This is a genomic window from Fibrobacter sp. UWCM (assembly GCF_900129735.1).
In the GTDB taxonomy this organism is placed as follows: Bacteria; Fibrobacterota; Fibrobacteria; order Fibrobacterales; family Fibrobacteraceae; genus Fibrobacter.
This window is the reverse complement of the sequence record NZ_FQWR01000012.1, coordinates 40,033-63,534: the sequence shown is the minus strand read 5'-3', so window position 1 is coordinate 63,534 and position 23,502 is coordinate 40,033. Positions and strand designations below refer to the sequence as shown.

Below are 23,502 nucleotides of genomic sequence, written 5' to 3'. Positions count from 1 at the left end.
CGGGGAACCGTCTTGGGGTTGGTTTGGAGTCTTTACTTGAAACTTGCCGTAAGGGTGGTGACCTCGCCCGGATTGAACGTGCGTGTCGCATTCGTATTGCCGTCGCTCCAGCCGGCAAACACTGCACCCGATTTCGGGACCGCCGTCACCGTCACGGGAACATCTCTGAAGAAATTCACCGTCATGCTGGACTGGTCGAGCGGAAGGTTGTGTACCAATATCTGGCCAGAGCCCTGCACAGACAACGTTGTTTGTGCAGTTTCGCCTAGGCTAAAGTACTGCTTCATCTCGCTCATAATCGTCTGCTGGCGGCTCTGAGCGAAACTCTTTATCTTCTCCAGATTGCTAGACATCGACGAAGCATCGTAATTCCAGAACGAGGCGTCGCCCGAAATTTCGGCCTGGACCTGCGACTGCAATTCATCGATTCGCGCCAGGAGCCTGTCGGCAGCAAAGTTCATAGACAGAAGCACGCAGAAACGGTTAATGAAGGCCTTCTTGAAGTTCTCGTTTCCGAGCAAGCGAATCATGAGAATCGTATGGTCCGAAATCGAGCCGCTCTGCTGGCCACCCTGCTGACCCATGCCCGGCATCATCATGCCACCCATTCCGTTGGTGCCGTTCGGGTTAGTCACGTAGTTGAACACGTTACCGTTCTGCGTATTGTAGCCTACGCCAAAACCGAAGTCCACATCGTACAGGAACCATTTCCATTTTGTCTTCAGGCTTGCCACGCGCCATTTTTTCAGGTTATTGTGCGGCCAGTCTCCATTATTCAGGAACATTTCTGCCTGCATATAGTTCATGTAGTTGTCGACATCTATCTGGTCGGCAATCTTCTGGTAGTTCGCATCGTTTGTAAGTTCGTTGCTCTGTAGCCAGCTCAGCATATTCTTGTAATCCGTCGCCGAGCCCGCACCCGCCTCGTTACTGGCGTCAACGAGATCGATGTCGTTCGGGTCGAGCCCGTACTTGGTTTCGTAATAGTATTCGTTGTTGCGTTCACGCAGGTCGTGCAAGCCGTAGTACTTGCCGTTATAGTACACCACCACGTAGCGCCCACGCTGGTAATCTACGCCGAGCCCTTCCGTCATCGAGGTTCCCAGGCGGTCACGCACATAGTCGTCGCCGCTGTTGTTGCCAAAATTCCTGAGCGAGAATGCCTTGAATTTCTTGAGTTCCGGATTATCCGGGAACAGCGGGTACTTGAGACGCTTGCTTCCATACTCCTCGCGGAGCGTCACGGAGAAGGACTTTTTCTCCTTAGCGCGGCTATACTGGCCCGAAATCTTGTAGTCGCCCATCACGCCGAACGCGGGTGCCTTCGGCGAGCCGGGTTCAAAGAGTTCCACATACACGGGGAGTTCGCGGTTGCTCCAGAAATTCGCACCGTATTGCGGATCCATGCCGCTCGCTCCGTTACCCTTCACGTACAAGCCCGAATCCGCGCTGAACATCGAAAGCGGGTCAGTTGTCACGAACATCGTGGCAATGGACGGCATCTGCCCAAAAACATACGTGCGGATAATCTCTTCGCTCGGGTAGCTGCCATCGACGTAGGTACGGCAACGCAGCACCGTCGTAGCAGAAACATTCAGGGACTGCACCACGGGCGAACTCGCCGTCGCTTCGGCACCGCCCTGTTCGCAGCGCGTGCCCGCCGCAAACGTCACGGAAACCGCCGAGGAATAGAACCCGGAAGGAGGAATGTTCACCTCGCCAGATTCGGCCTGAGCGGCAAACACCTCGCCCACCGCGTTACCGTACGGGGACGGTGCCGCAAAGCCCCACTTGCCCGCATTGTCGCGCGACCACGACGCACCTGTCGGCACGGCGGAATAGCGCACGGAATCCAGCACGCCCGTTTCGCTCACCAGGTACAGCACGCCACCCTGGTCCTCTGCCTTGAACGTCGTGTGCGGTTCGTGCCCGCGCTTGCGCGCGATGTAAGACGTAATCTTGAGCGTCGTAGATTCGCTACCTTCCGTCTCGGTAGCAAACGTCGTGGCAGTCACGTTATTGCGCTTGATGTCGCCCGCATTGTCCGCAAGCCTTACGTAATACACCGCCGAGGAATCGCCCGTGCCGCGAAGGTTCTTGCCGGTCCACGCACTAAGCGCATCGCCCTCCTTGAAGTTCAATCGGATCTTGTGGTTCTTGGTAATGAACCCGCGGACCACGAGCTGGTCGGCATTGCCGGGCTTCGCGCTGGACTTCATCACCACGCGCGTATAGGAGCCCTTGTTCGGGGAAACCTTCACGACTGCGCCAAGTTCACTTGCACCACCCTCGCTGTAACACAGGGCCGACTTGCCCGGCAAGTTTTCTGCATTAGAGGTCGCGTTCGCGCCACCAGAACCACCCGCGCCAGCACCGCCACCGATGCCGCCGCCCATGCCACCGCCAAAATCGCCCATGCCGCCACCCCAGTCACCCATGCCGGGGAACGCGCCGAACCCGCCCGTAGAGGATTCGGAACTGCAATCCGTACCCATCATGTTCACGGAATCGGAAGGCGGGATATAGTCCGCATAGTTCTTGCCCGAAAGGAACACCACCATGTGGCCCTTCGCGGGTATCGTCGCGTCGCCGAACACCCAGCGACGCGGGAACTTGATGTCGTTACTCAGGGCAATACCCTTGAGGCTCACCGGAGCGTCGCTCGTGTTGTAGAGTTCAAGCCAGCCGGGATCGTTACCGTCGTTGTCCTTGAAGTTTGCGTTCGAAGGGGACACCTCCGAAAACACGACCGGGAAATTCCCGACAAAGGGTACCATCGTATCGACAGCGACCATCTGCTGGTCTTCGCCCGGAAGCGGGCCATCGTGAGAACCATCAGTTTTTTTTGAGGAAGAAGACGCGACAACCACACCGGAACTTGCGCCACCCTGCTGCGGAATTTCGCCAATCGACGAAGAACTCGCAATAACCGGCAGGCCATCGTCACCGATGACGAAGCCGCTGCTAGAAAGGCCTTCGGCACCCGAATCGGGAGAAACCGGGTCCGTCCCGGAGTCGTCGGAGCATGCCACCACGCATGCCAAGCCAAAACACACCATGCACCAGAAAGAAGAACTCCTGATATGCATACCCTAATTATACCCGCAAAAATGTCGTTTTTCAAGAAAAAACGCGGTTTACAAGCCTTTCGCCGGCCGCAAAAACGGAACATTTTGCCCCTTTTTACGCCACACGGGACTATTCACCCCAAAAAAGGATATATTAGGAGCATGAAGGCAATTTTTCTCCTCTTTTTGACACTCGCGGGCGCATGCGTGGCAAGCGCCGAACCGCTGTTCATCGGCTACTACCCCGACTGGGGAAAATGGCACAAGCCCGCCTACACCGTCGATAAAGTCCCGTACGAAAAGCTGACTCACGTGCTGTGGAGCTTTATCACGCCGGATACCGACGGAAGCTTGCGTGGCGATGCCGCAGACGACCCGACCGCCCTCGACGAAATGGTCGCACTCGGGCATGCCGCAGGGACGAAAGTCATCGTCTCGCTCGGCGGTGGCGGGCAGAGCGAAAACTTCGTGCCCGTCGCATCGGACGACGCGCTCCGTGGCAAGTTTATCGCGAACCTCGTGCAGTTTGTTGCCGACCACAACCTGGACGGCCTCGACATGGACTGGGAATGGGAATACAATCCCGTGCCCGATGCCGACACCATCGCCTACAACAAGCTGCTTACGGAACTCCGCGCCGCACTCCCCGAAGGCAAGACCCTCTCGGCAGCGCTCCCCTGCTCGCAATATTACGGCAAGTTCTTCACGCCCGAAGTCCTCGTGAAGAACCTGGACTGGCTCGGGTTCATGACCTACGACATCACCGGCGACTGGGATGAAAAGGCAATGTTCGATTCGCCGCTCTACCCGCACAGCGGCTACACCACCTGGTCATGGGAACAGACCCGCGACTACTGGAAAAAACGCGGCGTCCCCACCGAAAAGATGGTCTTCGGCATTCCCTCGTTCGGGTTTGAATTCAAGGGAGCGACAGGCCCCGGCACCGACTTTACCAAGGGAACCGCAAAGCAGGTCCCGTACAAGGATATCGTGACAAACCCCGAATGGGAATTCTTCTTCGACAGCGTTTCCGTGGAACCCTACGGCGTATCGAGTACCGGATACGTGACCTTCGAAGACCCGCATTCCTCCGCCGTCAAGAGCCGCTGGGTCGTGGAAAACAACTACGCGGGCATCATGGTGTGGGAAGTCTCGCACGACTACATCGAAGGCACCGGGAACCCGATTCTCGACAGCATCGCGGTAGTTTTGCGTGACGGTTCAACCGATGCAATTCCGTACGCACGCAAGGTCCGCACCACGTCGCAGCCCCGAGCGCAAGGCACCTCAGGCAAGCAAGTAGACGCCCTCGGCAAAAGCGTGAAAGGCAAACCGAAATTTATCCGTATTTTCAAACCGTAAAAGACCCGTTTTTTTTACTTGACTTTACGCAAATTCTGTATTAGATTAATAACATCGGGTCTTTTCCCGAAAGGTGTGTGGATTATATGGTGAAAAAATATCTCGCGGGCGCCGCCCCCGTTATCACAACTGCGGCATTGGCAACAGGATTGCTTGCCACAATGTCATTCGCGGCGGACCGTTCCGTCGCCCTCAACAAGGAAATCGAGACTCTCGAGCCCATGAAGGGAATCGTGTTCTGGCCCGACCAGGCCAAGAGCCAGAAGGATTTGCAAAAATCCATTTCGCTCGAATTCTCGTACTGCCTCCCCTGCGCCGTGGTGAAGGGCAAGACCGACGACAAGATTGACTACGACTGGAGCAGCTTCGAAAAGATGCTTGACGACATCGCGAGCCGCGGGCACCAGGCCATCGTGCGGTTCCGCATCGAATACCCGAGCGCAACCATCGAAAACGCATCGGGCTGCACCGAGAAGGTGAAGGGCGCCACCGCAGTCCCCAACTACATCAAGGCGAACAAGTCATACACCGAGACCTATTCCGAAAACCCGGGCGGCGACGGCCCCACCTACTACGCCGACTGGAGCAACAAGGAACTCCTGTGGTTCTACAAGCAGTTCTACACCGACTTTGCCGCGAAATACGACAACGACCCGCGCATCGCATTCGTGCAGGCGGGTTTCGGGCACTGGGGCGAATACCACATCTACGGCACCATGCTCAATTTCGGAGTCAACTTCGCTACCAAGGATTACCAGGCCGAATTCCTGACGCATCTTGATAGTTTGTTCAAAGAGACCCCATGGAGCATCTCCATCGATGCGGCAGACAACAACTACACACCCGTCGCAGGCAACAAGACCTTGCTCGGGCTCAATTTCGGGCTGTTCGACGATTCCTTCATGCACAAGGAACACGACATTTCGCAGGGCAACGGCGACAACGAGCGGAACTGGCGCGACCTGGGCACGGACCGCTGGAAAACCGCTCCCGGCGGAGGCGAAGTCAGCTACTACACCGAAAAGGACCAGCGCGAGTTTCTGAACCCGGCAGGCCTTTACGGCGTCACCTGGGAAGATGCCGCAAGCAAGTACCACATGACCTACGTGATAGGCAACGACGCGCCCGAAGGCAGTTACGCCACCAAGGAACGCGTGTACGAGGCCAGTTCCTATGCGGGCTACAAGTTCGAAATCACGGGCTATGCGGTCAACGGAATTTCTGCAGCCGTGCGCGTAAAGAACATCGGCATCGCACCGCTTTACCACAACGCCTACGTGACCGTGAACGGCGTGCGCAGCGACAAATCGCTCAAGGGCCTCCTCCCCGGCGAAGAAGCGACCTTCACCGTCGCGGGCCTCACAATCGGCGATAGCGAAACGCCCGAACTCACCATCACCGGCGACAAGCTCTTGAAGGGCGCGACCATCCCCTACAAGGCAAACCTCAGCGCAAGCGCCGAAGTCATCGAGGGCCTGCTAGATGAAAGCGGAACCACCGGGATCGCGGGCGCGCGCTTGAACAAGGACGCGAGCAACCTCGGCAAAATCCGCGCCACCGATCTCAAGGGCCGCAGCGTCCCGAACAAGGCCGCACACGGAGCGTACTACCCCGTTACAAAACGCTAGTTCTTCGTGATTTGCCAGTGACCACCCTTGTCAGGGCCTATCTTCCATGAGCCTTTTGGCGTTCAGCACTCCACACACTTGTCCATCGTCGCTGACGCCGATATACAGTTTGCCGCCCTGCGCATTGGCAAAGCCGCAAATCCACTTGAGATATTCGTCCCTCCAAGACGACTTGTATTCGATATTTTGACTTTCTGGCATAGGAACTCCTTGAAAAAAAAGAAAAACATTTGATAATCATCAAATGCCTTTCGGAGCCTACACTATTAGGAACCGCAGCTGAAATGTAGATTATGTACTAGAATTGGCAAGGGGCGAAAGGAAATTTTACAATCTATTATAATTAAAAACCATACCAACTAGGAGGTATTTTTCCATAGGCTGTATTTCCTAAACGACCCTTTCCATATATATGTTCAAGGACCTTTTCTGCATTACTTTTAATCGTATTCCTTGGAAAGGTTTCGTAAAAGCGATGATTAGCTAGTTCACTAGATATCCATTGGCAATACAGGACCTCTTTTCCACTGCTGAGTTCATACCAGCTAGGCGGCGTCTTTGCCCGCGCAGAGTTAACCAAATGTCCTTTTCCATATTTGTGTTCTAGTGCTTTTTCAGCCACCCAATTACTCGTATTCCTTGAAAAGGCTCCGTAAAAGCGCTGATTTACTAGTTCACTAGACACCCATTGGCAGTACAGGGCCTCATTCTCACCACCGAGTTCATACCAGCTGGGCGGCGTCTTTGCCCGCATAGAGCGTCCCAAACGTCCTTTTCCGTATCTATGTTGAAGAGCAATTTCTGCATCCCGGCTGCTAGTATTCCTTGGAAAGGTTTCATATATACATTGATTTAATTCGCTAGATATCCATTGACAATATAAGAGTTCCCTGTTTTCCGAACCGTTTTCGGTTGTACCAAGCGTTAGTAAACCCGCTAGTTTAATTACAGAATCTACGATAGATTCTCCTGATTTTTCCCTATTCGATGGCTTACTTCTTCTCGAATCACCAAACGATTCTTTTTTTTTCTACTACTTTCATTTCGATCAGACAATTCATTTTTATAGAATCTCTTTGGTAGAAATTTTTTATTTCTCATGAAAATCGCAAGTATCGCTAAGGCAATGACCAGTATTGCATACCCCGTCCCAACATGAAAAACATCCAATAAAAGCCATAAGCATGATATTGCAACAACTGCCCCCGCTGCAGAAATGCAACCGATTTTCTTTCTCAAGCCCAATTCCGTAACACCAAGAGCAAGAACAATGAATAGAACCAAAACACCCCAACCATCGCTAGAGGATTTTTCCGCATCGGCAGATGTGCTGGAAACGGGATTCAAAAACTTTTCGCTAACATAGCCTGAAGTTGACCTGGATTCAATTTTGCAAAAGCCACTATTACAAGATTCTACTTGTACGACATCCTCTTTTTGAAGCTTTCCAACAACCTTTGAAGTTGCAGTCGGTTTTTCTCTAACATTCAGTGTGTTAGCAACAACAGTCGCTTGATACGAAGACACTGCGTTCACTACCAAAAATATTGTAATGACGAAAATCTGTTTCAACACTTTCATAAAATCAACCTTCTTGTTTAAAGATATTGTAATAATGAGCCAAATACGCTTTCACCCCATCAACTTTACCTTTGTAATCATCTTTTAAAATCCGCGTATAGGAAGAAATAAATTCAGCAACATTTTCATCTAACTTTTGGTATTCTATCCCCCATTCACCATCAGTATTCAATTTACCCGAGGCTCCGCGTAAAATCCAAGACGGATCACTAACTGAATAGAGTGTATAGCCAAATTCTATAGAATAAGACGCCAGCATTCGAAGTTTATAGCCATTAAAAGAAATTACATACTTTGGACTTATTGCGCCGAGTTCCTGACGGACGAGCTTGTCATTAAGCGCCCAGTATTTATATTGATCTTGATTATTAAAATGAGATATTTTTCCATCGGGATTGATATCCCTAGCCTCAGTATGCAGAGAAAATTTGTAGTAGTTCGTCACCCCACAATAATCGAGTATATGTTCGGCAGGAATTTTAGTTCCTGTTTTAGCCATTATAAAAACGGCAATTAATGCAGGAATAACTCCATTCTCAAACGGAGCTATATCTACATCGCTTATATCAAAATCCGTCTCGCCATAATGGCGATTAAAGTCATCGCCATATTCCAATCGGCAGTTCAACTTTTCAAAATTATCTGAATACCGTTTTACTAAAGAGTTGTTATGCGAAATATTTTGCGCCGTACAATATACTAGAACACCATATTCATCGAACAATTTTCCTAAAAAGGGAACATATGGAGGGAAAGCCCCTTTTTCACTTTTAGTGGACAAGTAATTCAAGACTTCTCTACTGAAAGCAGCGCTCAAATCCATTTTCCGAAACTCATCCTTCAATTTTTCAAATTCGGCCTTATCCATCAATGTACCACGTTATATCATAAGCATATAAGTCCTCTCAAAATTTAACATAATGTATATAATTTCACAAACGATTTTAAATTCTACCCCATAATTTCAACAGCAGGAACTTTGCGAGCCAAGGGAAGGCATTCCCCTACCCTTCTTTGGATTGCTTCGCTGCGCTCGCAATGACGAAATGGGGGCTTTTTCTAACTTGGCGCCCCTTTGGGGCGCATTTAGTACGGCTCGGCCATGTCAAAGCAATGAATTGCTTTGACGTCTGCGACGTCCGTGGCTACGGCTCGAAAATGCAAAAAACAAGTTTTTCGCGCTTTCTCGCCTTGCACACTTTTGCCGCGGCACTCGCCTTTTACTAAATTTGTGCCCACTATGGAAACTCGTTACAATTCTAAAGATGTGGAAGCCCGATGGCATAAGACCTGGGCTGAGAATAACAGTTTTGCACCCAGCGGAAAGGGCGAACCGTTCTCGGTCGTGATTCCGCCCCCGAACGTTACCGGCGCGCTCCATCTGGGACACGCACTCAACGATACGCTCCAGGATATTTTGGTACGCTACCGCCGTAAGACGGGCCGCGACACGCTGTGGATTCCGGGTACGGACCACGCGGGTATTGCCACGCAGGCCGTGGTCGAAAAGCGCCTTTTCCAGGACGAACACAAGACCCGCCACGACATCGGCCGCGACGCGCTGGTGGAACGCATCTGGAAATGGAAGGACGAATACGAAGCCCGTATCACCAAGCAGCTCAAGAGCCTGGGCGTCAGCTGCGACTGGAGCCGTCAGCGCTTCACGCTCGACCCGGTCTGCGCTAAGGCCGTGCGCCACGCCTTCTTCAACCTGTTCAAGAAGGGCCTCATTTACCGCGGCAAGCGCCTGGTGAACTGGGATACCAAGCTCCAGACCGCCGTCGCCGACGACGAAATCTACTACGAACACGTGAAGGGCCACTTCTGGACGTTCAAGTACCCTCTGGCCGACGGTTCGGGATTTATCCCCGTCTCGACGACCCGTCCGGAAACCATCATGGGCGATACCGCCCTCGCCGTGCACCCCAACGACGAACGCTACGCGCAGTTCATCGGCAAGATGCTCAAGGTGCCGTTTGTTGACCGCGAAATCCCGGTGATTGCCGACGCCATCCTGGTGGACAAGGACTTCGGTACGGGTTCCGTGAAGGTGACGCCCGCACACGACCCGAACGACTATGCGACGGGCCTGCGCCACAAGCTCCCGATGATCAACATCATGAACGATGACGGCAGCCTGAACGAGAACGCCGGCAAGTTCCAGGGTCTCAAGGGCCAGGCCGCCCGCGACGCCGTGGTGGCAGGTCTCGAGGAACTCGGACTTTTGATCAAGGTGGAAGACCACGAAATGGATGTGGGCCACTCTGACCGTTCCAAGACTGTGATTGAGCCGTACCTCAGCGACCAGTGGTTCGTAAAGATGGACGTGCTCGCCGAAAACGCGATGAACGCCGTGAAGTCGGGCGAAATCAAGATTATCCCCGAACGTTACGCCAACAAGTATCTGGACTGGCTCGCCGAAAAGCGCGACTGGTGCATCAGCCGTCAGCTCTGGTGGGGCCACCGCATTCCTATCTGGCACACCGACGCTAGCGAAGACGAACTGAAGACCGCATTCGCGGGCCGCGACGACATCTACTTCTACAAAGCCGAAAACGGCGGCTACCTAGTGTGCAGCCAGGAAGAAGACCTGAAGCCCGACGCGGTGCCGGGTCACGAACTCAAGCAGGAAGAAGACGTGCTGGACACGTGGTTCTCCAGTGGACTCTGGCCGCATTCTACCATGGGCTGGCCGGAAAACACCGACACGCTCAAGCGCTACTACCCCACCAGCGTGCTCGTGACAAGCCGCGACATCATTACGCTGTGGGTCGCCCGCATGGTGCTCTTTAGCCAAGAGAATATGGGCACGGTCCCGTTCCACACGGTGTACATCCACCCGAAGATTTTGGACGGCAATGGCCAGACCATGAGCAAGTCCAAGGGCAACGGCGTGGACCCGATGGATATCGAAGAGAAGTACGGTACCGACGCTCTGCGTTTTGTGATGGCAAGCCTCTGCACCGACAACCAGGACGTGCGCCTGCCGGTGAAGAAGGAAAAGCAGCCGGATGGCCGCGAAATCAACACCAGCGAAAAGTTCGAAATCGGCCGTAACTTCAGCAACAAGCTGTGGAACGCCTGCCGCTTCCTTTACCCGCAGCTCGAACAGGCCGGCGCTTTGGCCGCCGAGCTCCCGATGGACAAGAACTTGTTCGCGCTCGAAGACAAGTGGATTTTGAGCCGCCTGCAGACGACCATCAAGGACGCGACCCGCATGCTCGAAGAATACCACTTCGCCGAACTCGCCGGGTTCCTGTACCGCTTCGTGTGGGACGACGTGTGCTCCAGCTATCTCGAGATCAAGAAGTCCGTGATCAACAGCGAAACGCTCACCGCCGAGAAGAAGAACGCCATGGCCATCCTCAGCTACGTGCTGAAGAACGTGCTCGACCTGCTCCACCCGGTGATGCCGTTCATTACCGAAGAGCTCAACAGCATTCTGTTCCAGGGCAGCGAAATGGTCATCAGCCGCGCATGGCCCAAGGCCGACGAATCGCTCATCGACGCGAAGATCGAAGCCGCATTCGACCAGGCATTTGCCGTGGTGGAAAGCGTGCGTGGCGTGCGTGGCCGCTACAACGTGAGCCCCGCTACCAAGCTGAACGCCGTGGTGAGTGTGGACGACGCCGCGACGGAAGCAAGCGTGAAGGACTGCATGGCAATCATCACCGAACTTTCGGGTCTTTCTGACCTGAGCGTCGCCGTGAAGGCCGTGAAGCCGAAGTTCAGCGCCAGCGCCGTGGTGCCCGGTGGCGAACTCTACATCCCGCTGGAAGGTATCCTCGACCCGGCTGCAGAAATCGCCCGCCTCGAAAAGGAAATTGAGAAGGCCAAGGCATTCGCCGCTTCAATTGAACGCAAGCTCTCAAACGAAAAGTTCGTGAGCGGCGCTCCCGAAGCTGTGGTGAATGCCGAAAGGACGAAGCTCGCCACGCAGCAAGACATCATTGCGAAAAATGAGGCGGCGCTTAAAGAGTTGAAGTAAGGCTCGCGACTTGTCATTCCCGGCTTGGTCGGGAATCTTCAAAACAATTCAAAAGAGGTGCCCCGCACGGGCACCTCTTTTTTCATCCCCCACATTGGTCTATTGACTATCGTTGTCAAAAAATATATATTGGTAATGTAAATGGAGGTTTCCTATGTCCGAAGCCATGGTTGCAGAATTCACAAAACGAGCAGCGTCCCTTTCTAACGAAGAGACGATTTTCGTCATTTCCATTCTTTTGGAAAAGCTGAAAGCACCTGCAACCGCAACTACGAAAAACGGCTCTTTGGACAATATTTTCAACTTGGCTGACAAGCTCCACTTAAACTCTGCCGGAAAGTCCTGGACACGCGAGGAGCTTTATGACCGCTAGTTGTTTTCTGGATACAAACATTCTTATACATTCAGTTGACGAAAAGGACAAAGCCAAGCAACGCACCGCCAGAGATTTGATTGCCACCTTGGTCCAAAATGATGACGCAATTATTTCCACGCAAACCTTGCAGGAATTTTACAACGCAGCAACAAAGAAACTGATTGCATCAAAGAAAGATGCCGGAACATTTGTCAAGCAATTCTCCGACATCATTCCAGTCCATAGCAACACCGTAAACGATGTGTTGGCGGCGATAGACATTAGTGAAGCGTCTCAGCTATCCTTTTGGGATTCTCTTATTTTGGCATCCGCAAAGGCATGCGGGTGCACAACGGTCTATTCAGAAGACCTGAACGACAGGCAAACGATTAACGGCGTAAAAGTCGTGAATCCGTTTAAGTAAAAGCGAAATTCTGTCGAGGCACGCTACACAAAATGTAGCGGGATTTTTTAATAACTAGGTTCCTTAAATTTTTCAGTTTCTCGGCATTTGGGATCATCGTAATAAATTGCGTATCGGGATTGTCGCCTGTTCTCTGGCGTTCGATAGTCTGGCATATGAATAAACTTCCTTCCATCGAAATCCAAGTAAGCGTTCATACAAAGTCTTCGTTCTCCATTCCAAAGAGCTTGAATTGAAACAATTTCACCATGCTTTATCGTATATTCAATTTTCAAGGTTTGATAAGCAATTCCCTTATTATACCAAACAATTTCATCAGCTGGTGTATATTCTTCAACAGATACTCGATAATAAAAATGCGGCTCGTTTAAATCTGGTTCTCCATTTTTCCTTTCATATCCACAGTCCATCTGCAATAGGTATGGAGCAATTTTTTTGTCTAGACGCGTCTGATACGCAACAATCTGAATATCCTTGGGTGAAGTCCCTTCTGGCAGTTCTCCAACGACCACAAAAAGAGTATCAGCCAAAGCAATTCTTTGCGGAACCTTGCTAGAATAGTCCGGTGTTACATGACTGGAGGAACCCGTGCAGGCAACAAGAATTGACACCAACAGTAAGAAAAGAATTCTCATTTTACCTCAACCACCAAGTCAGCAAATTCATCATCAGAAGTTCTCAAAACAGGCGCCTCTCTGGATTCATCACCGGACAGGAAGACAGCCTTTAAATCTCGGGTTGAATCGTCACAAGATATCATCAAAGTTCGGTACGGAACGCCCTCTTTGTACCAATCCACAAAATACCTATCACGACTACGGTCGCCCCAAAGTCTGCTAGGTTCACAAGACTTTGGTCCATACCGATAAAACTTTATTTGACGAGTATCTCCATCATAATTCAGAGCATACCAATGAACATTTTTATTTTCTAAAGGACAATCTCCACTAGAACAATCTCCTTGAGCATAGGCAACAATAGTTTCTTTTTCAACAGGGGCATTTTTAGGCAAAGATTCATTAACACGTATTAAATGGCTTGGATAAGGACAAGCCGTAAAAAACAAAGCAGCTAGCAACAACAATAAAAATTTCATCGCCAATAAATATAATTACAAATTCGCTAAAAAATAAATTCACAATAAGATACGTTCATTTTCCCAATTGCAGAAATAGCATCCGCGTTAGGGATAGCGAGCCTGCGAAACGTGACCACTTGGGGCGGAGACCTGCGTAGCAGGACTCCGTTTTAACAGCATTTCGGGCGGTTCGCAAGAATTGACCGGAATGCGTTAAAATATAGCCCGACCCGCACGGGCAGTGCGGAGAACGCCTTGAATTACATTTTTCCCGGCTGCAGAAATCGCCCGCCTCAAAAAGGACAAATGCGTAAGCCGAGAGGCGCGGGCAAATTTATTTGCCCATGACCGAGGCAAGCATTTGGCACGAAGTGCAAATCGAGAAGGCCAAGGCATTCGCCGCCAGCATCGAACGCAAGCTTTCGAACGAAAAATTCGTGAGCGGCGCCCCCGAAGCAGTCGTCAATGCTGAAAGAACGAAGCTCGCTACGCAACAGGATATTATTGCGAAGAACGAGGCTGCGTTGAAGGAACTGAAGTGACAAAAGCCGCAAAAGCGGAGTCAAAAGATCAAATAAGATTTAAGCCTCGGCCATGCGCCGAGGCTTTTTTATATAAAAGACGCCCGGCAGAGCTTGTTCTGAGCAAGCCGATAGGGCGGGCATGACAAAGCGCTATTCTGCGTCAGTCTTCTTGCTGAACTTGTTCACCACGTCGGGGACGATGTCCATGACCTTCGACACAAGCGAGCTATCCTTGCTGATGGGCATGATGCGCACGTCGTCGCCCTTGATGACGAGGAACGCTACCGGTTCGACCGAGGCGCCACCACCGGATGCGGAGGTGTCACCCTTGGACTGGTGACCGCCAAAGCCGAAGCCGACAGACACGCGGCTCACAGGCACGACCGTAGATTCACCGGCCTGGATAGGTTTTCCGATAACAGTCTCCGCCTGCGTGATGAAACGGAGCTTTTCCAAAAGAGTTTCTGCAAGTTTTTCGATAGCCATGATTTTAATATAACAAATAAAAAGGTTATTGGTCACTGGTCATTAGTCATTAGTTTAAATCAAATCGGGCAAACTTTCTTTTTTCTAATGACTATTGACTAAAAACTAATGACCAAGTATCAATAGCGGGCCTCGTAAACGCGGTCGCTTGCGGTAAAAAATCGGCGTTCCAGGTCGAACCAGCTGAGGTACCCCCAAACAACCACCACTCGACCGCCCGGCAGGTGCGTCGCCATCCCGTTTACGCCCTCACCCACGTTAAAGTACGAGACCTCGACATCCCGTGCGATTCCCTGCGGCGTAACCGGTTTCAACTGGGCTGCCCACTGGCGGTAGACATCGTCTTCCACCTGCTCCCAACTGCGGGCCACGCTCCACTGCAGGTTCGCATCGCGGTAGCTTTGCACCAGCACGGGGAAAAACGACTTGAGCCCGAGAAAATTCTGCGTCTGGATAGACGTGCGGTTCGCATCGCGGTGCTCGAATGGCAAGCTCAGGAATTCCTGCGGGAACCCCCCGTGATAGCCCGGGAAACCGCGCACGTAGTTTTCCAGGTCAATGCGTTCGTACCTGCGGAAACTGTCATGCGTGAAGATGAATATGCGGGCATCGGAACGGATACTTTGTTCAAGATGTTCCCCGCGGAGAATCGGGGTTATACCCTGGAAGCGCCCGCTGTTGATGTAGTAATCCATCGCGTACACGTCGCTCTTGAACTCGAGAATCGTCACGTCGAGCGTATCGCCCACCATCATGGGGTAGCGCATATCGATACGCTTCTGCAGTGCCGCGATATGTTCGCCCGCCGGAGTTTCGTTCTCGCGGACCTCAATCGGGCGCACGCCCTTGTAGAGAATTGCCGTATGGTCCACGGGCGGTTCGGGTTCCTTTTCACACCCGAGCAGCCCGAACGTTACCGCACTCAAGGCGAGCGTGGCGGCTATGCGGGCAACCCCCGCAATATGGCAAAAACGTTCCGGCATACTCCCTAAATTTAGCATTGATTACCTTGAACGTCGGGTGGCATAATCGCAATATTCATAGAGCGGGCACTTGGCACAGCGCTTGGTGCGCTCGCGACAGACAAAATCATCTGCCCCCGCCTCCAGGAAAAACTGCAGGGAATGTGCCACCGTGTACGGGACCTCGGGGCAAAGCGCCTTGCCGTACACATCCATGAGCTTCTGTTTCTGTGCAGGAGCGAGGTCGGCAAACCCTTCTTCGCGGGCGGGGCTGAACATGGCAAGGAACCGGCGGGCACCCATCGTCAAGGGTAGCGGGGGGAGTCCATGCAAGGCCTTCCTCGCGCTGCCTTCCGGCATGCGACACTGCACGCCAAGCCCGAGCGGTTCTGCCGACACGATGCGGTAAATCGCGGCACAGGCCTTCGGGCGGACGGCCGCCTTCCCCATGAAGTAAATTTCACCGAGGTCGCGCCACATTTCTTCGGGAGAGCGTTCGCGCGCCCAGGCAACCAGGTCCGGATGGTGCCGCACAAACAGGCCCACGCTCCAGAAGATTCCCGCGACATGCTCGAACATGCTCCAGTCCCTGCTTTCGAACGTGCGTTCGACCACATCGTTTATCGTACCCGCCGCAGGTACCGGGAGAGTCCAGAGCTTTTCTTCCGGGAAGGCTTCGTAGAAGGCGGAAAGCAGCCTCATGATTTCGGGAATGTCCCTGTCCTGGTAAATCGCCGTCCCGAATAGCACCCAGGCGACCTGCGCCGTCTGGGTCTTTGCCTGCGAGGCGATAGCGACAATCGGGTCGGACATGTGCGAAAAGCCGCAGACAAACTTGCAGACCGCATCGACCAACGCAGGTTCGTCCTGCACGAATCGCTTCACCGAAACCATCGACTAAACCGCGATAAAACTACAGCGCCTCACCCACCTTGACCGGCTGGCCAAGTCGCGAAACAAACAAGTCGGGGTGGCGTTCATGAATCTTCTTGTCCACAACGAGAATCACGGTGCTGCCCATCTCGAAGCGGCCTAGTTCACCGCCCTTCTCGAAGGTAACCTTCGTGCTCGGGACCCAGTCAAAGCGCTTGCAGTCCTTCGGCAACTTGCCCGCATTCGTGAGCAGTTCCTCGCTATAAACGACACCGATGCGGCCCACGTTCGTGGCCCCCACCTTTACCACGAGAATCTCGGAACCGTCTTCCAGACGGATACGGCTCGTGAGGCGTTCGTTAATGCAGAAAAGCCCTTCCACGCGTTCGACACTCCCCACGTTCACCGGCCAGAGCGTACCCGGGCAGTAGGCGGCATCCACAAGTTCGCCCTTCACGGGGCTATGGATGCGGTGGTAGTTGAACGGAGCAAGGTAGATTGTCGCGAAGGCGCCGCCCTCGAAACGCTTTGCCATCGCATCGTCACGGAGCAGGTCCTTGAGCGTGTAGTACTTGCCCTTCGCCTGGATGAGTTTCTGGTTCTCGTCGAACACGCCTGTCTGCGAAAGCACGCCATCGACCGGAGAGACAATCTCGCTATCGGCAATCGGGCGCGCACCGGGCTTAAGTTTGCGGATAAAAAGTTCACCGATGTTGCGGTAATGGCTAAGCGGGTACTCCGACTCTTCCATGTTCAGCTTGTAGTAGTTGGCAAACACGTTGCGCAGGGCCTTCGACACAAAGGGAATACGGAGGCGCGTGACAATACCGAAGGCGCGACTTGCGGCATTCTTCGGCAAGAGTTTCATAAAGACGTAGAAGGGCGTATTCATAATTTGGAAAGATAGTAATTAGAGATTAATGATTTTCCAGCGCATTCACGTCGGTAGTGAACATTTTTCCAAGGCGCTCGGCAAACGGAGCCGCCCATTCCTTCTCGGGAGCCACGCTACTCGTCGTCTCGGCCGTAAATTGTGAATAAACTAAAAACACCAGTTCCCCGTAACGGGCATCCCACATGCACCAGAGGGTTTTCCAGGTGTAGCCACCGCTCGAGCCCAAACTGGGGATCATTTCTACCTCGAGCGTTACCGGCATGGTGATGTAACGCAGTTCGTAACGTGCCGCAATATCGTTCAGCAAGTTCTTGAACGCGGCAGGCAGTTCGCGGGTCAGCGTCTGTTCCACGCCGTCACGCGATATCCAGGGTTCCATATTCGAGAGCGCCTTGCCCTCCACAAACTCGCTCTTCAGGAGTTTCACCGAAAGGGTATCTATATAGAGGGAATCCTTGTCGGGGAGCCGCATTCCCGGTAACAATAGTTCGCGGCGCATCTTCGGGAAGGCCGCCATGAACAGGGAATCTTCCACGCGGGCCAAGTCAAAGTCGAGAGCATCTGCGCTGAAGCTATGGCACATGCGGCACTTTTCGGGTTGCATCGCCTTCACCCTGAGCGTCGGGAGCACGCCCACCACCGCAGAGGAATCCAGGCGGGAATACGCCTCGCGGTTCCACTCCCGGTAAGATTTCTCATCGCTTATCTTGAGTTCAATTTCGCCGCGGGCCCCGCATTCCTCGCACGGAGCGTCGCGCATGCCGGAATCCCCGCCCGCAGAGCCCCCGCGGGCATCATCGCGCAGGCCGGCACAGGAAACAAGCCATGCGGCAAGGAACAGGAAGGAAATTTTCAAGAAAACGTTCACGCAATGCAATCTAAAAAAATATCTCGACACATTCAAACAAAGAACTTCTGGATGACCGCATTCTTGTGCGTCACCGTGAGGGCCAGCCGCAGAAGCACCGCCGCCTTCTGCGGCGGGAGCGTCCCTGCACAGATGCATCCGGGAGCAAGACGTTCGTTGAGCGTCACTACCCCATGATGCGTGCGGCTCGCAATCACGACAGGAATATCAATCTCCCTGAGGGCTTCTGCCCAGGAGAGGCTGAACTCGCCCGAGCCAGCACCCGCAATCACGAGCCCGTCGGAAACGCATGCGGCATACTTGAGCACCTTCGGGTTCGCATCTACGTTAAAGTACACAATATTCACCTGCGGGAGGCATTCCTGGCGAGAGATATCGAAGAAGTTCCTTTCGGCAGGGGCGTTCAGGACTGCGCCAACTCCCGGAGCATCCACCCCCATGGCGTTCAGCGCGCTCGCGCTGCACTTCTGCACGCCATGCGCATCGAAGAGTTCCCCTGCAAAATAGACCCACACCTTGTTCGCGGGCTTGTCGTCATCGACGGCAAAACCCACCGCCACGCGCACCGCCCCGAGCAGGTTCGAGGGTCCGTCCGGGTTCTTCGCCGTCGCGGGCTTCATCGAGCCCGTAAAGATTACCGCCTTCTCGCACCTCACAGTAAGGCTCACGAAGTACGCGGTCTCGTCCATCGTGTCTGTCCCGTGGGTAACGACAATCCCGTCTACGGTGTCATCTTCCTGCAGTTCCGCAATGCGCCGGGAAAGCGCAATCCATATTTTGTCTGTAATATCGTCGGAATTCACGTTACAGACCTGCTCGGCAACCACGTCGGCATATTCCGCAAGTTCCGGAACCGAGGCAACAAGCGCCTCGCCCGAAATCTGGCCCGACACGTAGCCCGAATCCTTGCCCGCCTCGCCCACGCCGGCAATCGTGCCGCCCGTGGCAAGTACCACAATACGTTTTTTCGCCATCACCTTACCTCGTCGAGCAACTGCGCGGCCGTCACCCCGTAAAACTTCTGGAGAGCCTCTTCGTCGCCCATCTTGTGCATGCTCTGGATAAAATCCCTGAAATACACGAAACTCGCATTGCGCGCAAGCAGGCGTTCCACCATGCGCTGCGAATACCAGTACAACCGTTCCGCATTGTCGCTCCGGCTTTCCTTCACAAAGGGCGCCGTCAGCGCATCAAGTGTCGGCACCGCCCCTTCCGGCCTCGGGAGCGCGGTTCGCGAGGCATCGACTACCTGCGCAATGCCCTCGTTCACCCAGAAAGGCACGTGACTGCGCGTCATCGCCCGAATAAAGGCGTGCGTGAGTTCGTGGAAAAGTACCGGCCTGTAGAGCTCGCGGTACTGCATCATTCCCACGGGAATGCGGAGTTTCCCGTCGAATATCGCCCCCACCCACTCGGGTCGCGGGCCCATTCCCTGATACTCGCTCGACCTGTAAAGCACAAGGCTCATCTTGTTCTTGGGCCTAAAATCAAACAGGCGGCAGAGGGAATCATAGGCCACCTCGAGAACCGCAAGCGCTTCCATCACGTCGCTTTTCGAAGGGTGCCCCTCGAATTCTACGCGAAAATGCATCGAGCGCTCTATTCCGAGTTCCTCCATCTCGCGTATGAGCTGCTCTGACTTTTTTCTCAGGAACTCAAAATCGGGAGTTTTTACCCCGACACTATCGATATAGCGAATACACTCCTCGTACCTTTCCTGCTCGTACAGGATGCCCGCCAGGTGAAGTTGCAGGTTCGAATCGTGAGGAGCATCACACAAAAGGGCCCGGACGCTCTTCTCCGCACATTCCCAATTCCCCGATTCCAGGCATTCCGTGGCATTGCGGACAATATGCTCCCGAACTTCAAACTCCTCCTGCTCGGCCCTATACTTCTCATAGAACTGCCAAGCGACATAGAAGAAGACTATTGACAAAAAGGTAACGATATAATTCTTCATAACCGGGAATCCGCCCATATCAAATTATATATTTTTTTACAAATACGGGGCAAGAACAATGCCAACTATATACGATTATACAGACTACCGCGACGCCATTCGGGACTTCTACCTCGAAAAGAAGAAGAGTAACAGCAAGTACTCCTATAGCGTGCTCGGGCTTGCCATTGGCTTGAACGCAAGCCATGTGTTCTGCGTCGTGGAAAAGAAGCGGAACCTGCCCGTCCGTTGCGTCCCCGCCATCAAGAAACTCCTCGGCCTCACGGGCCGCGCCGCGCAGTACTTTGACCTGCTGCTCGCCGCCACCCGCACCAAGTCCGAAAAGACCCGCGAAGAAATCCTTGCGAAGGCAAGCCTGCTGCGCGACGTGAAGAAGCACTACCTGCAAGAGAAGGAACAGAAGTACCTGAGTGACTGGTGGACCCCCGTCATTCGCGCCCTTATCGAAGTAAACCAGGGCAGAATCAACGCACAGGAAATTGCCGAGACTCTCGAGCCCAACATCGGTGTCGAGAGCGTACAGGAAAGCATAGACCTCCTAAACGAACTGGGTTTCATCCAGCCGCTCGGAAACGGGCTCGTGAAGCTTGCCGACGCCCATATCAACATTTCGGGCGAGGAACGCGCCCAGGCCATCCGGAAATTCCAGGCAAATGTGATGCAAATCGGTGCCCGTTCCTTGAACGCGATACCCCCTGCGGACAGAGATATTTCTACACTTACAATGGCAGTTGACCAAAAGGGATTTGAAGATATCAAGAATATGATCCAGGAATTCCGGAAGGAAGTGCAGGTACGGGTAGACAAGTGCGGTAAGCCGACACGCGTCCTGCAGATGAACCTTGCATTATTCCCGGTCGCATTCAACAAGAAGAAACAGTAACCATGAACGCCTTGTATAAAACACTTGTACTTGCTCCGTTCGCGCTGTTCTGTGCGTGCACCAATTCCGGTACCGCCGGCAGCACCACCGAAACGGAAAACGCCATCGCACGCGGTGACGGTACGGTTACTATTCGCCTGAACGATGCCGCCAGGGCTGCATACAGGGTCCTTCCCAACAGTTTTGTCGCCGATACGGCCGGGACCCCCGTCCCCGACAGCGCCTATACCTACATGGGCGAAACCGACTCCGCCGGGGGCATCCTTATCAAGGACCACCTCGAAGGCTCGTTCACCATAGAGATTGAAAAAGGCGATTCCGCCATTGCGTTCCAGTACACGCTGAGCAAGGAAAACAAGGAATTCGCCGTCAAGAGCGCGAAACTTACCGCAAGGGGCGCCGTAATGGGAGCCGTTTCCGTTCCTGAAAATGCTCCGCACGCCTGGGTGCATGTGCCGGGTGTCGGCAGGGTCGTCAAGACCGACACGCTCGGGAACTTCCTCATCGAAGGCCTCCCCACGGGCAAGCTCTCGATTGTCTCCTGGAACGTGCAGACGCAAGACACGATTGCGGAAACCTCCGTCGAGGTTCCGGCGAAGGACACCCTCGACCTGGGGCATATCCTCGCCCCGGGCGAAACAATCAACAAGCAGTCCATGTCCGTGAAGGCAAGCGGAATCATTTCCAGCTGGATGAAGCCGGTGAGCATCCCCTCCGTGATGACCCTCAGGCTCGATTCCGCGAATTTCGACTTTGCAAGCGCGAAGGGCGACGGGAGCGACGTGCACCTGCTAGACAAGGACGGCAACGAAGTGCCGATGCAGGTTGACTTCTGGGATTCCACTCGCCAGAGCGCGGCTATTTTCGTGCGGCTCGAAAGCCAGAAGGATACATCTGCCACATGGACTCTGGAATGGGGCGACCCGTATGCCAAGCCTCAGGAACAGGTGGATGTCTGGAAATCCGTTAGCGACTCGCTCAAGTACGCCCTCAATTCCGTGGAATTTTTCAACTTCGACAGCAAGGCTATCGTAAACGACCTGCCCTCCCCGCTCAAGAAGTACGACTGGTACGTGCAGTTGCATACGGTCGACACGCTTTCTGACTCGGTAACGGTCAAGACCCTCACGCCCGCAAGTTTCTTGCAGGCCGATACCAAGGGGCGTCCGGGAACGGTAGCACATATCGAGTACACTGCCGACTATCCAGACTACATCGTGTTCGGGACCCGCGTTGCACAACACACGCACGACTGGGGCCGCATGGATTCGCTGGTCGTATGGCTCCGTGGGGATGGCGACTACGAGATTATTCTCGAGAACCTTATCGACAGCCTGAACTACAAGGCATCGCACAAGGGCAAGTTGAGCAGCAATTGGGAACGCATAACGCTCAAGCCTGAAGATTTCGACTATGTCCAGCGCGATTACCACGGATGGGATGCGGCCCGCGACAAGATAACGAACTTCACGATTTTCGCCTACAATGGCTCGGAAATCTGGATTGACAACGTGCGCGCCTACGGGATAAACGTCGACGAATTCAAGTAAGATTCGCGGCTTTTTACTACAAACAAGCTAACAAAATACAGACAAAAACCGCATCTTTGCGAGCATATAGTGCGTATCCAGCGCGATTCCAGCGTGCATTTGTGGCAATCCGCCGATTTCAAGTTCCCATTCGCCCCGATTTCAAAAAAATCCACCCACATTTTTGCACAAAGAATTATATTATGCAGAGAAATTCAAAAGAGTTACACCCAGAAAGGACTCCGACATGAAAAAATTCATCATCATGGCCGCCACCCTCGCGCTTCTCGGCTGCGCACAGATTGACGAAACGGAACGCGGCGTCGTTCTCCAGTTCGGCAAGTACAGCGAGACGTTCGAACCCGGCCTCAACTTCTACAACGTTATTACCAAGGAAGTCATCCGCATCCCGGTCAGCACGCAGCTTGAAACCGTCAAGATTGAATCCGGCTCGAAGGACCTGCAAACCGTCTACGTAGGCACGAACGTGAACTACCACGTTGACCCGCTGAACGTCGACAAGATTTACTCCAAGTACGGCACACGCTACGTATCTACCGTGCTCCAGCCCAAAATCAAGGAAACCATCACGGGCATCACGCCGCAATACGTTCCCGAAGAAATGCTCCAGAAGCGCGAAGAAATCCGCAGCCGCATGGAATCGGCGCTCAAAGCAAAACTCGATTCTGCAGGCGCACATATCGTGATTGACGGCTTCACCATCACCGAATTCCAGTTCAGCCGCGCCTTCAACGAGGCCATCGAGGCCAAGCAGGTACAGGAGCAGGAAGCCCTCAAGGAAAAGAACATCAAGATCAAGATGGACTACCAGAACGAGCAGCGCGTCGCAAAGGCCAAGGCGGACTCCGCCGTCATTGCGCTCCAGATGGAAGCCCTCAAGAAGCAGAACGGCAAGGAATACCTGATGCTCAAGTGGATTGAGAAATGGGACGGCAAGCTCCCGCAGGTAAACGGGAACGATAAAGTCATCCCGATGATTAACATGCAATAAAAAAGGTTATATTTACATACAACCTG

At 53.3% G+C, this 23,502-nt stretch carries 22 protein-coding genes and 1 pseudogene; 9 read left to right on the top strand and 14 right to left on the bottom strand.

The window, feature by feature from the left end:
* Positions 1-32: 32 nt before the first annotated feature.
* Positions 33-3,089: a CotH kinase family protein gene (locus BUB22_RS09410; RefSeq protein ID WP_073114914.1), complete on the bottom strand. Its 3,057-nt coding sequence runs from the start codon at positions 3,087-3,089 to the stop codon at positions 33-35.
* Between the two features lie 141 nt (positions 3,090-3,230).
* Here BUB22_RS09410 and BUB22_RS09405 point away from each other — a divergent pair, with 141 nt between their 5' ends.
* Both BUB22_RS09405 and BUB22_RS09400 read left to right on the top strand, forming a co-directional pair.
* On the top strand, positions 3,231-4,430 hold the full coding sequence (locus BUB22_RS09405; protein WP_073114913.1) for a glycoside hydrolase family 18 protein: 1,200 nt from the start codon (positions 3,231-3,233) through the stop codon (positions 4,428-4,430).
* 86 nt (positions 4,431-4,516) lie between these two features.
* Positions 4,517-6,058: a DUF4832 domain-containing protein gene (locus BUB22_RS09400; RefSeq protein WP_139258920.1), complete on the top strand. Its 1,542-nt coding sequence runs from the start codon at positions 4,517-4,519 to the stop codon at positions 6,056-6,058.
* 33 nt (positions 6,059-6,091) lie between these two features.
* Here the strand turns inward: BUB22_RS09400 and BUB22_RS09395 are convergent.
* The 4 genes and pseudogenes from BUB22_RS09395 to BUB22_RS09385 form a co-directional block, all read right to left on the bottom strand.
* A pseudogene (locus BUB22_RS09395) lies at positions 6,092-6,259 on the bottom strand (helix-turn-helix domain-containing protein); the annotation flags it as partial.
* A gap of 142 nt (positions 6,260-6,401) precedes the next feature.
* A complete protein-coding gene (locus BUB22_RS16380; RefSeq protein ID WP_175547277.1) occupies positions 6,402-6,680 on the bottom strand; it encodes a hypothetical protein in 279 nt (92 codons plus the stop codon).
* A 332-nt stretch (positions 6,681-7,012) separates the two neighbouring features.
* Positions 7,013-7,639: an SH3 domain-containing protein gene (locus BUB22_RS09390; RefSeq protein WP_073114911.1), complete on the bottom strand. Its 627-nt coding sequence runs from the start codon at positions 7,637-7,639 to the stop codon at positions 7,013-7,015.
* A gap of 4 nt (positions 7,640-7,643) precedes the next feature.
* Positions 7,644-8,507, bottom strand: a complete 864-nt coding sequence (locus tag BUB22_RS09385) for a hypothetical protein (protein WP_073114910.1) — start codon at positions 8,505-8,507, stop codon at positions 7,644-7,646.
* Between the two features lie 372 nt (positions 8,508-8,879).
* On the opposite strand from BUB22_RS09385, the gene BUB22_RS09380 reads away from it, so the two are divergent.
* The 3 genes from BUB22_RS09380 (at position 8,880) to BUB22_RS09370 (ending at position 12,406) form a co-directional block, all read left to right on the top strand.
* The gene (locus BUB22_RS09380) at positions 8,880-11,627 is read left to right on the top strand and encodes a valine--tRNA ligase (protein ID WP_073114909.1); all 2,748 of its coding nucleotides are present in this window, start codon (positions 8,880-8,882) and stop codon (positions 11,625-11,627) included.
* A gap of 154 nt (positions 11,628-11,781) precedes the next feature.
* Entirely contained in the window at positions 11,782-12,000 is a 219-nt protein-coding gene (locus tag BUB22_RS09375) for a hypothetical protein (RefSeq protein WP_073114908.1), read from the top strand.
* Complete coding sequence (locus tag BUB22_RS09370; protein WP_073114907.1) at positions 11,990-12,406, top strand: PIN domain-containing protein; 417 nt, start codon at positions 11,990-11,992, stop codon at positions 12,404-12,406. Before BUB22_RS09375 ends, BUB22_RS09370 begins: the two co-directional genes overlap by 11 nt.
* Positions 12,407-12,453: 47 nt before the next feature.
* On the opposite strand, the gene BUB22_RS09365 is transcribed toward BUB22_RS09370, so the two are convergent.
* Entirely contained in the window at positions 12,454-13,041 is a 588-nt protein-coding gene (locus tag BUB22_RS09365; protein ID WP_139258916.1) for a hypothetical protein, read from the bottom strand.
* On the bottom strand, positions 13,038-13,502 hold the full coding sequence (locus BUB22_RS16375) for a hypothetical protein (protein WP_139258914.1): 465 nt from the start codon (positions 13,500-13,502) through the stop codon (positions 13,038-13,040). Before BUB22_RS16375 ends, BUB22_RS09365 begins: the two co-directional genes overlap by 4 nt.
* 326 nt (positions 13,503-13,828) lie before the next feature.
* Here BUB22_RS16375 and BUB22_RS09360 point away from each other — a divergent pair, with 326 nt between their 5' ends.
* The gene (locus tag BUB22_RS09360) at positions 13,829-14,026 is read left to right on the top strand and encodes a hypothetical protein (protein ID WP_139258912.1); all 198 of its coding nucleotides are present in this window, start codon (positions 13,829-13,831) and stop codon (positions 14,024-14,026) included.
* A gap of 132 nt (positions 14,027-14,158) precedes the next feature.
* Here the strand turns inward: BUB22_RS09360 and BUB22_RS09355 are convergent, their stop codons facing one another.
* From BUB22_RS09355 to BUB22_RS09325, 7 genes are all read right to left on the bottom strand, one after another.
* Positions 14,159-14,494, bottom strand: a complete 336-nt coding sequence (locus BUB22_RS09355) for a GerW family sporulation protein (protein WP_072808079.1) — start codon at positions 14,492-14,494, stop codon at positions 14,159-14,161.
* A gap of 119 nt (positions 14,495-14,613) precedes the next feature.
* Positions 14,614-15,477: a hypothetical protein gene (locus tag BUB22_RS09350; protein ID WP_254794705.1), complete on the bottom strand. Its 864-nt coding sequence runs from the start codon at positions 15,475-15,477 to the stop codon at positions 14,614-14,616.
* 21 nt (positions 15,478-15,498) lie between these two features.
* The gene (locus tag BUB22_RS09345) at positions 15,499-16,350 is read right to left on the bottom strand and encodes a hypothetical protein (protein ID WP_073114904.1); all 852 of its coding nucleotides are present in this window, start codon (positions 16,348-16,350) and stop codon (positions 15,499-15,501) included.
* Between the two features lie 19 nt (positions 16,351-16,369).
* A complete protein-coding gene (gene asd / locus BUB22_RS09340) occupies positions 16,370-17,221 on the bottom strand; it encodes an archaetidylserine decarboxylase (RefSeq protein WP_073114903.1) in 852 nt (283 codons plus the stop codon).
* Positions 17,222-17,246: 25 nt separating this feature from the next.
* Positions 17,247-18,092 (bottom strand): hypothetical protein, encoded by an 846-nt coding sequence (locus BUB22_RS09335; RefSeq protein WP_073114902.1) that lies wholly within the window; start codon positions 18,090-18,092, stop codon positions 17,247-17,249.
* A gap of 32 nt (positions 18,093-18,124) precedes the next feature.
* Positions 18,125-19,066 carry an asparaginase gene (locus BUB22_RS09330; protein ID WP_073114901.1) on the bottom strand — a complete coding sequence of 314 codons (942 nt, stop codon included), beginning with the start codon at positions 19,064-19,066 and terminating at the stop codon, positions 18,125-18,127.
* Positions 19,066-20,052: a hypothetical protein gene (locus BUB22_RS09325; RefSeq protein ID WP_139258910.1), complete on the bottom strand. Its 987-nt coding sequence runs from the start codon at positions 20,050-20,052 to the stop codon at positions 19,066-19,068. The genes BUB22_RS09330 and BUB22_RS09325 overlap by 1 nt, the downstream gene beginning before the upstream one ends.
* A gap of 58 nt (positions 20,053-20,110) precedes the next feature.
* Between BUB22_RS09325 and BUB22_RS09320 the strand changes: the two genes are divergently transcribed.
* The 3 genes from BUB22_RS09320 to BUB22_RS09310 all read left to right on the top strand — a co-directional run bounded on the left by BUB22_RS09320 (position 20,111) and on the right by BUB22_RS09310 (position 23,476).
* On the top strand, positions 20,111-20,935 hold the full coding sequence (locus BUB22_RS09320) for a TIGR02147 family protein (protein WP_073114899.1): 825 nt from the start codon (positions 20,111-20,113) through the stop codon (positions 20,933-20,935).
* Between the two features lie 2 nt (positions 20,936-20,937).
* On the top strand, positions 20,938-22,485 hold the full coding sequence (locus tag BUB22_RS09315) for a DUF2341 domain-containing protein (RefSeq protein ID WP_073114898.1): 1,548 nt from the start codon (positions 20,938-20,940) through the stop codon (positions 22,483-22,485).
* A 226-nt stretch (positions 22,486-22,711) separates the two neighbouring features.
* Positions 22,712-23,476 (top strand): prohibitin family protein, encoded by a 765-nt coding sequence (locus BUB22_RS09310; protein WP_073114897.1) that lies wholly within the window; start codon positions 22,712-22,714, stop codon positions 23,474-23,476.
* Positions 23,477-23,502: the final 26 nt, after the last annotated feature.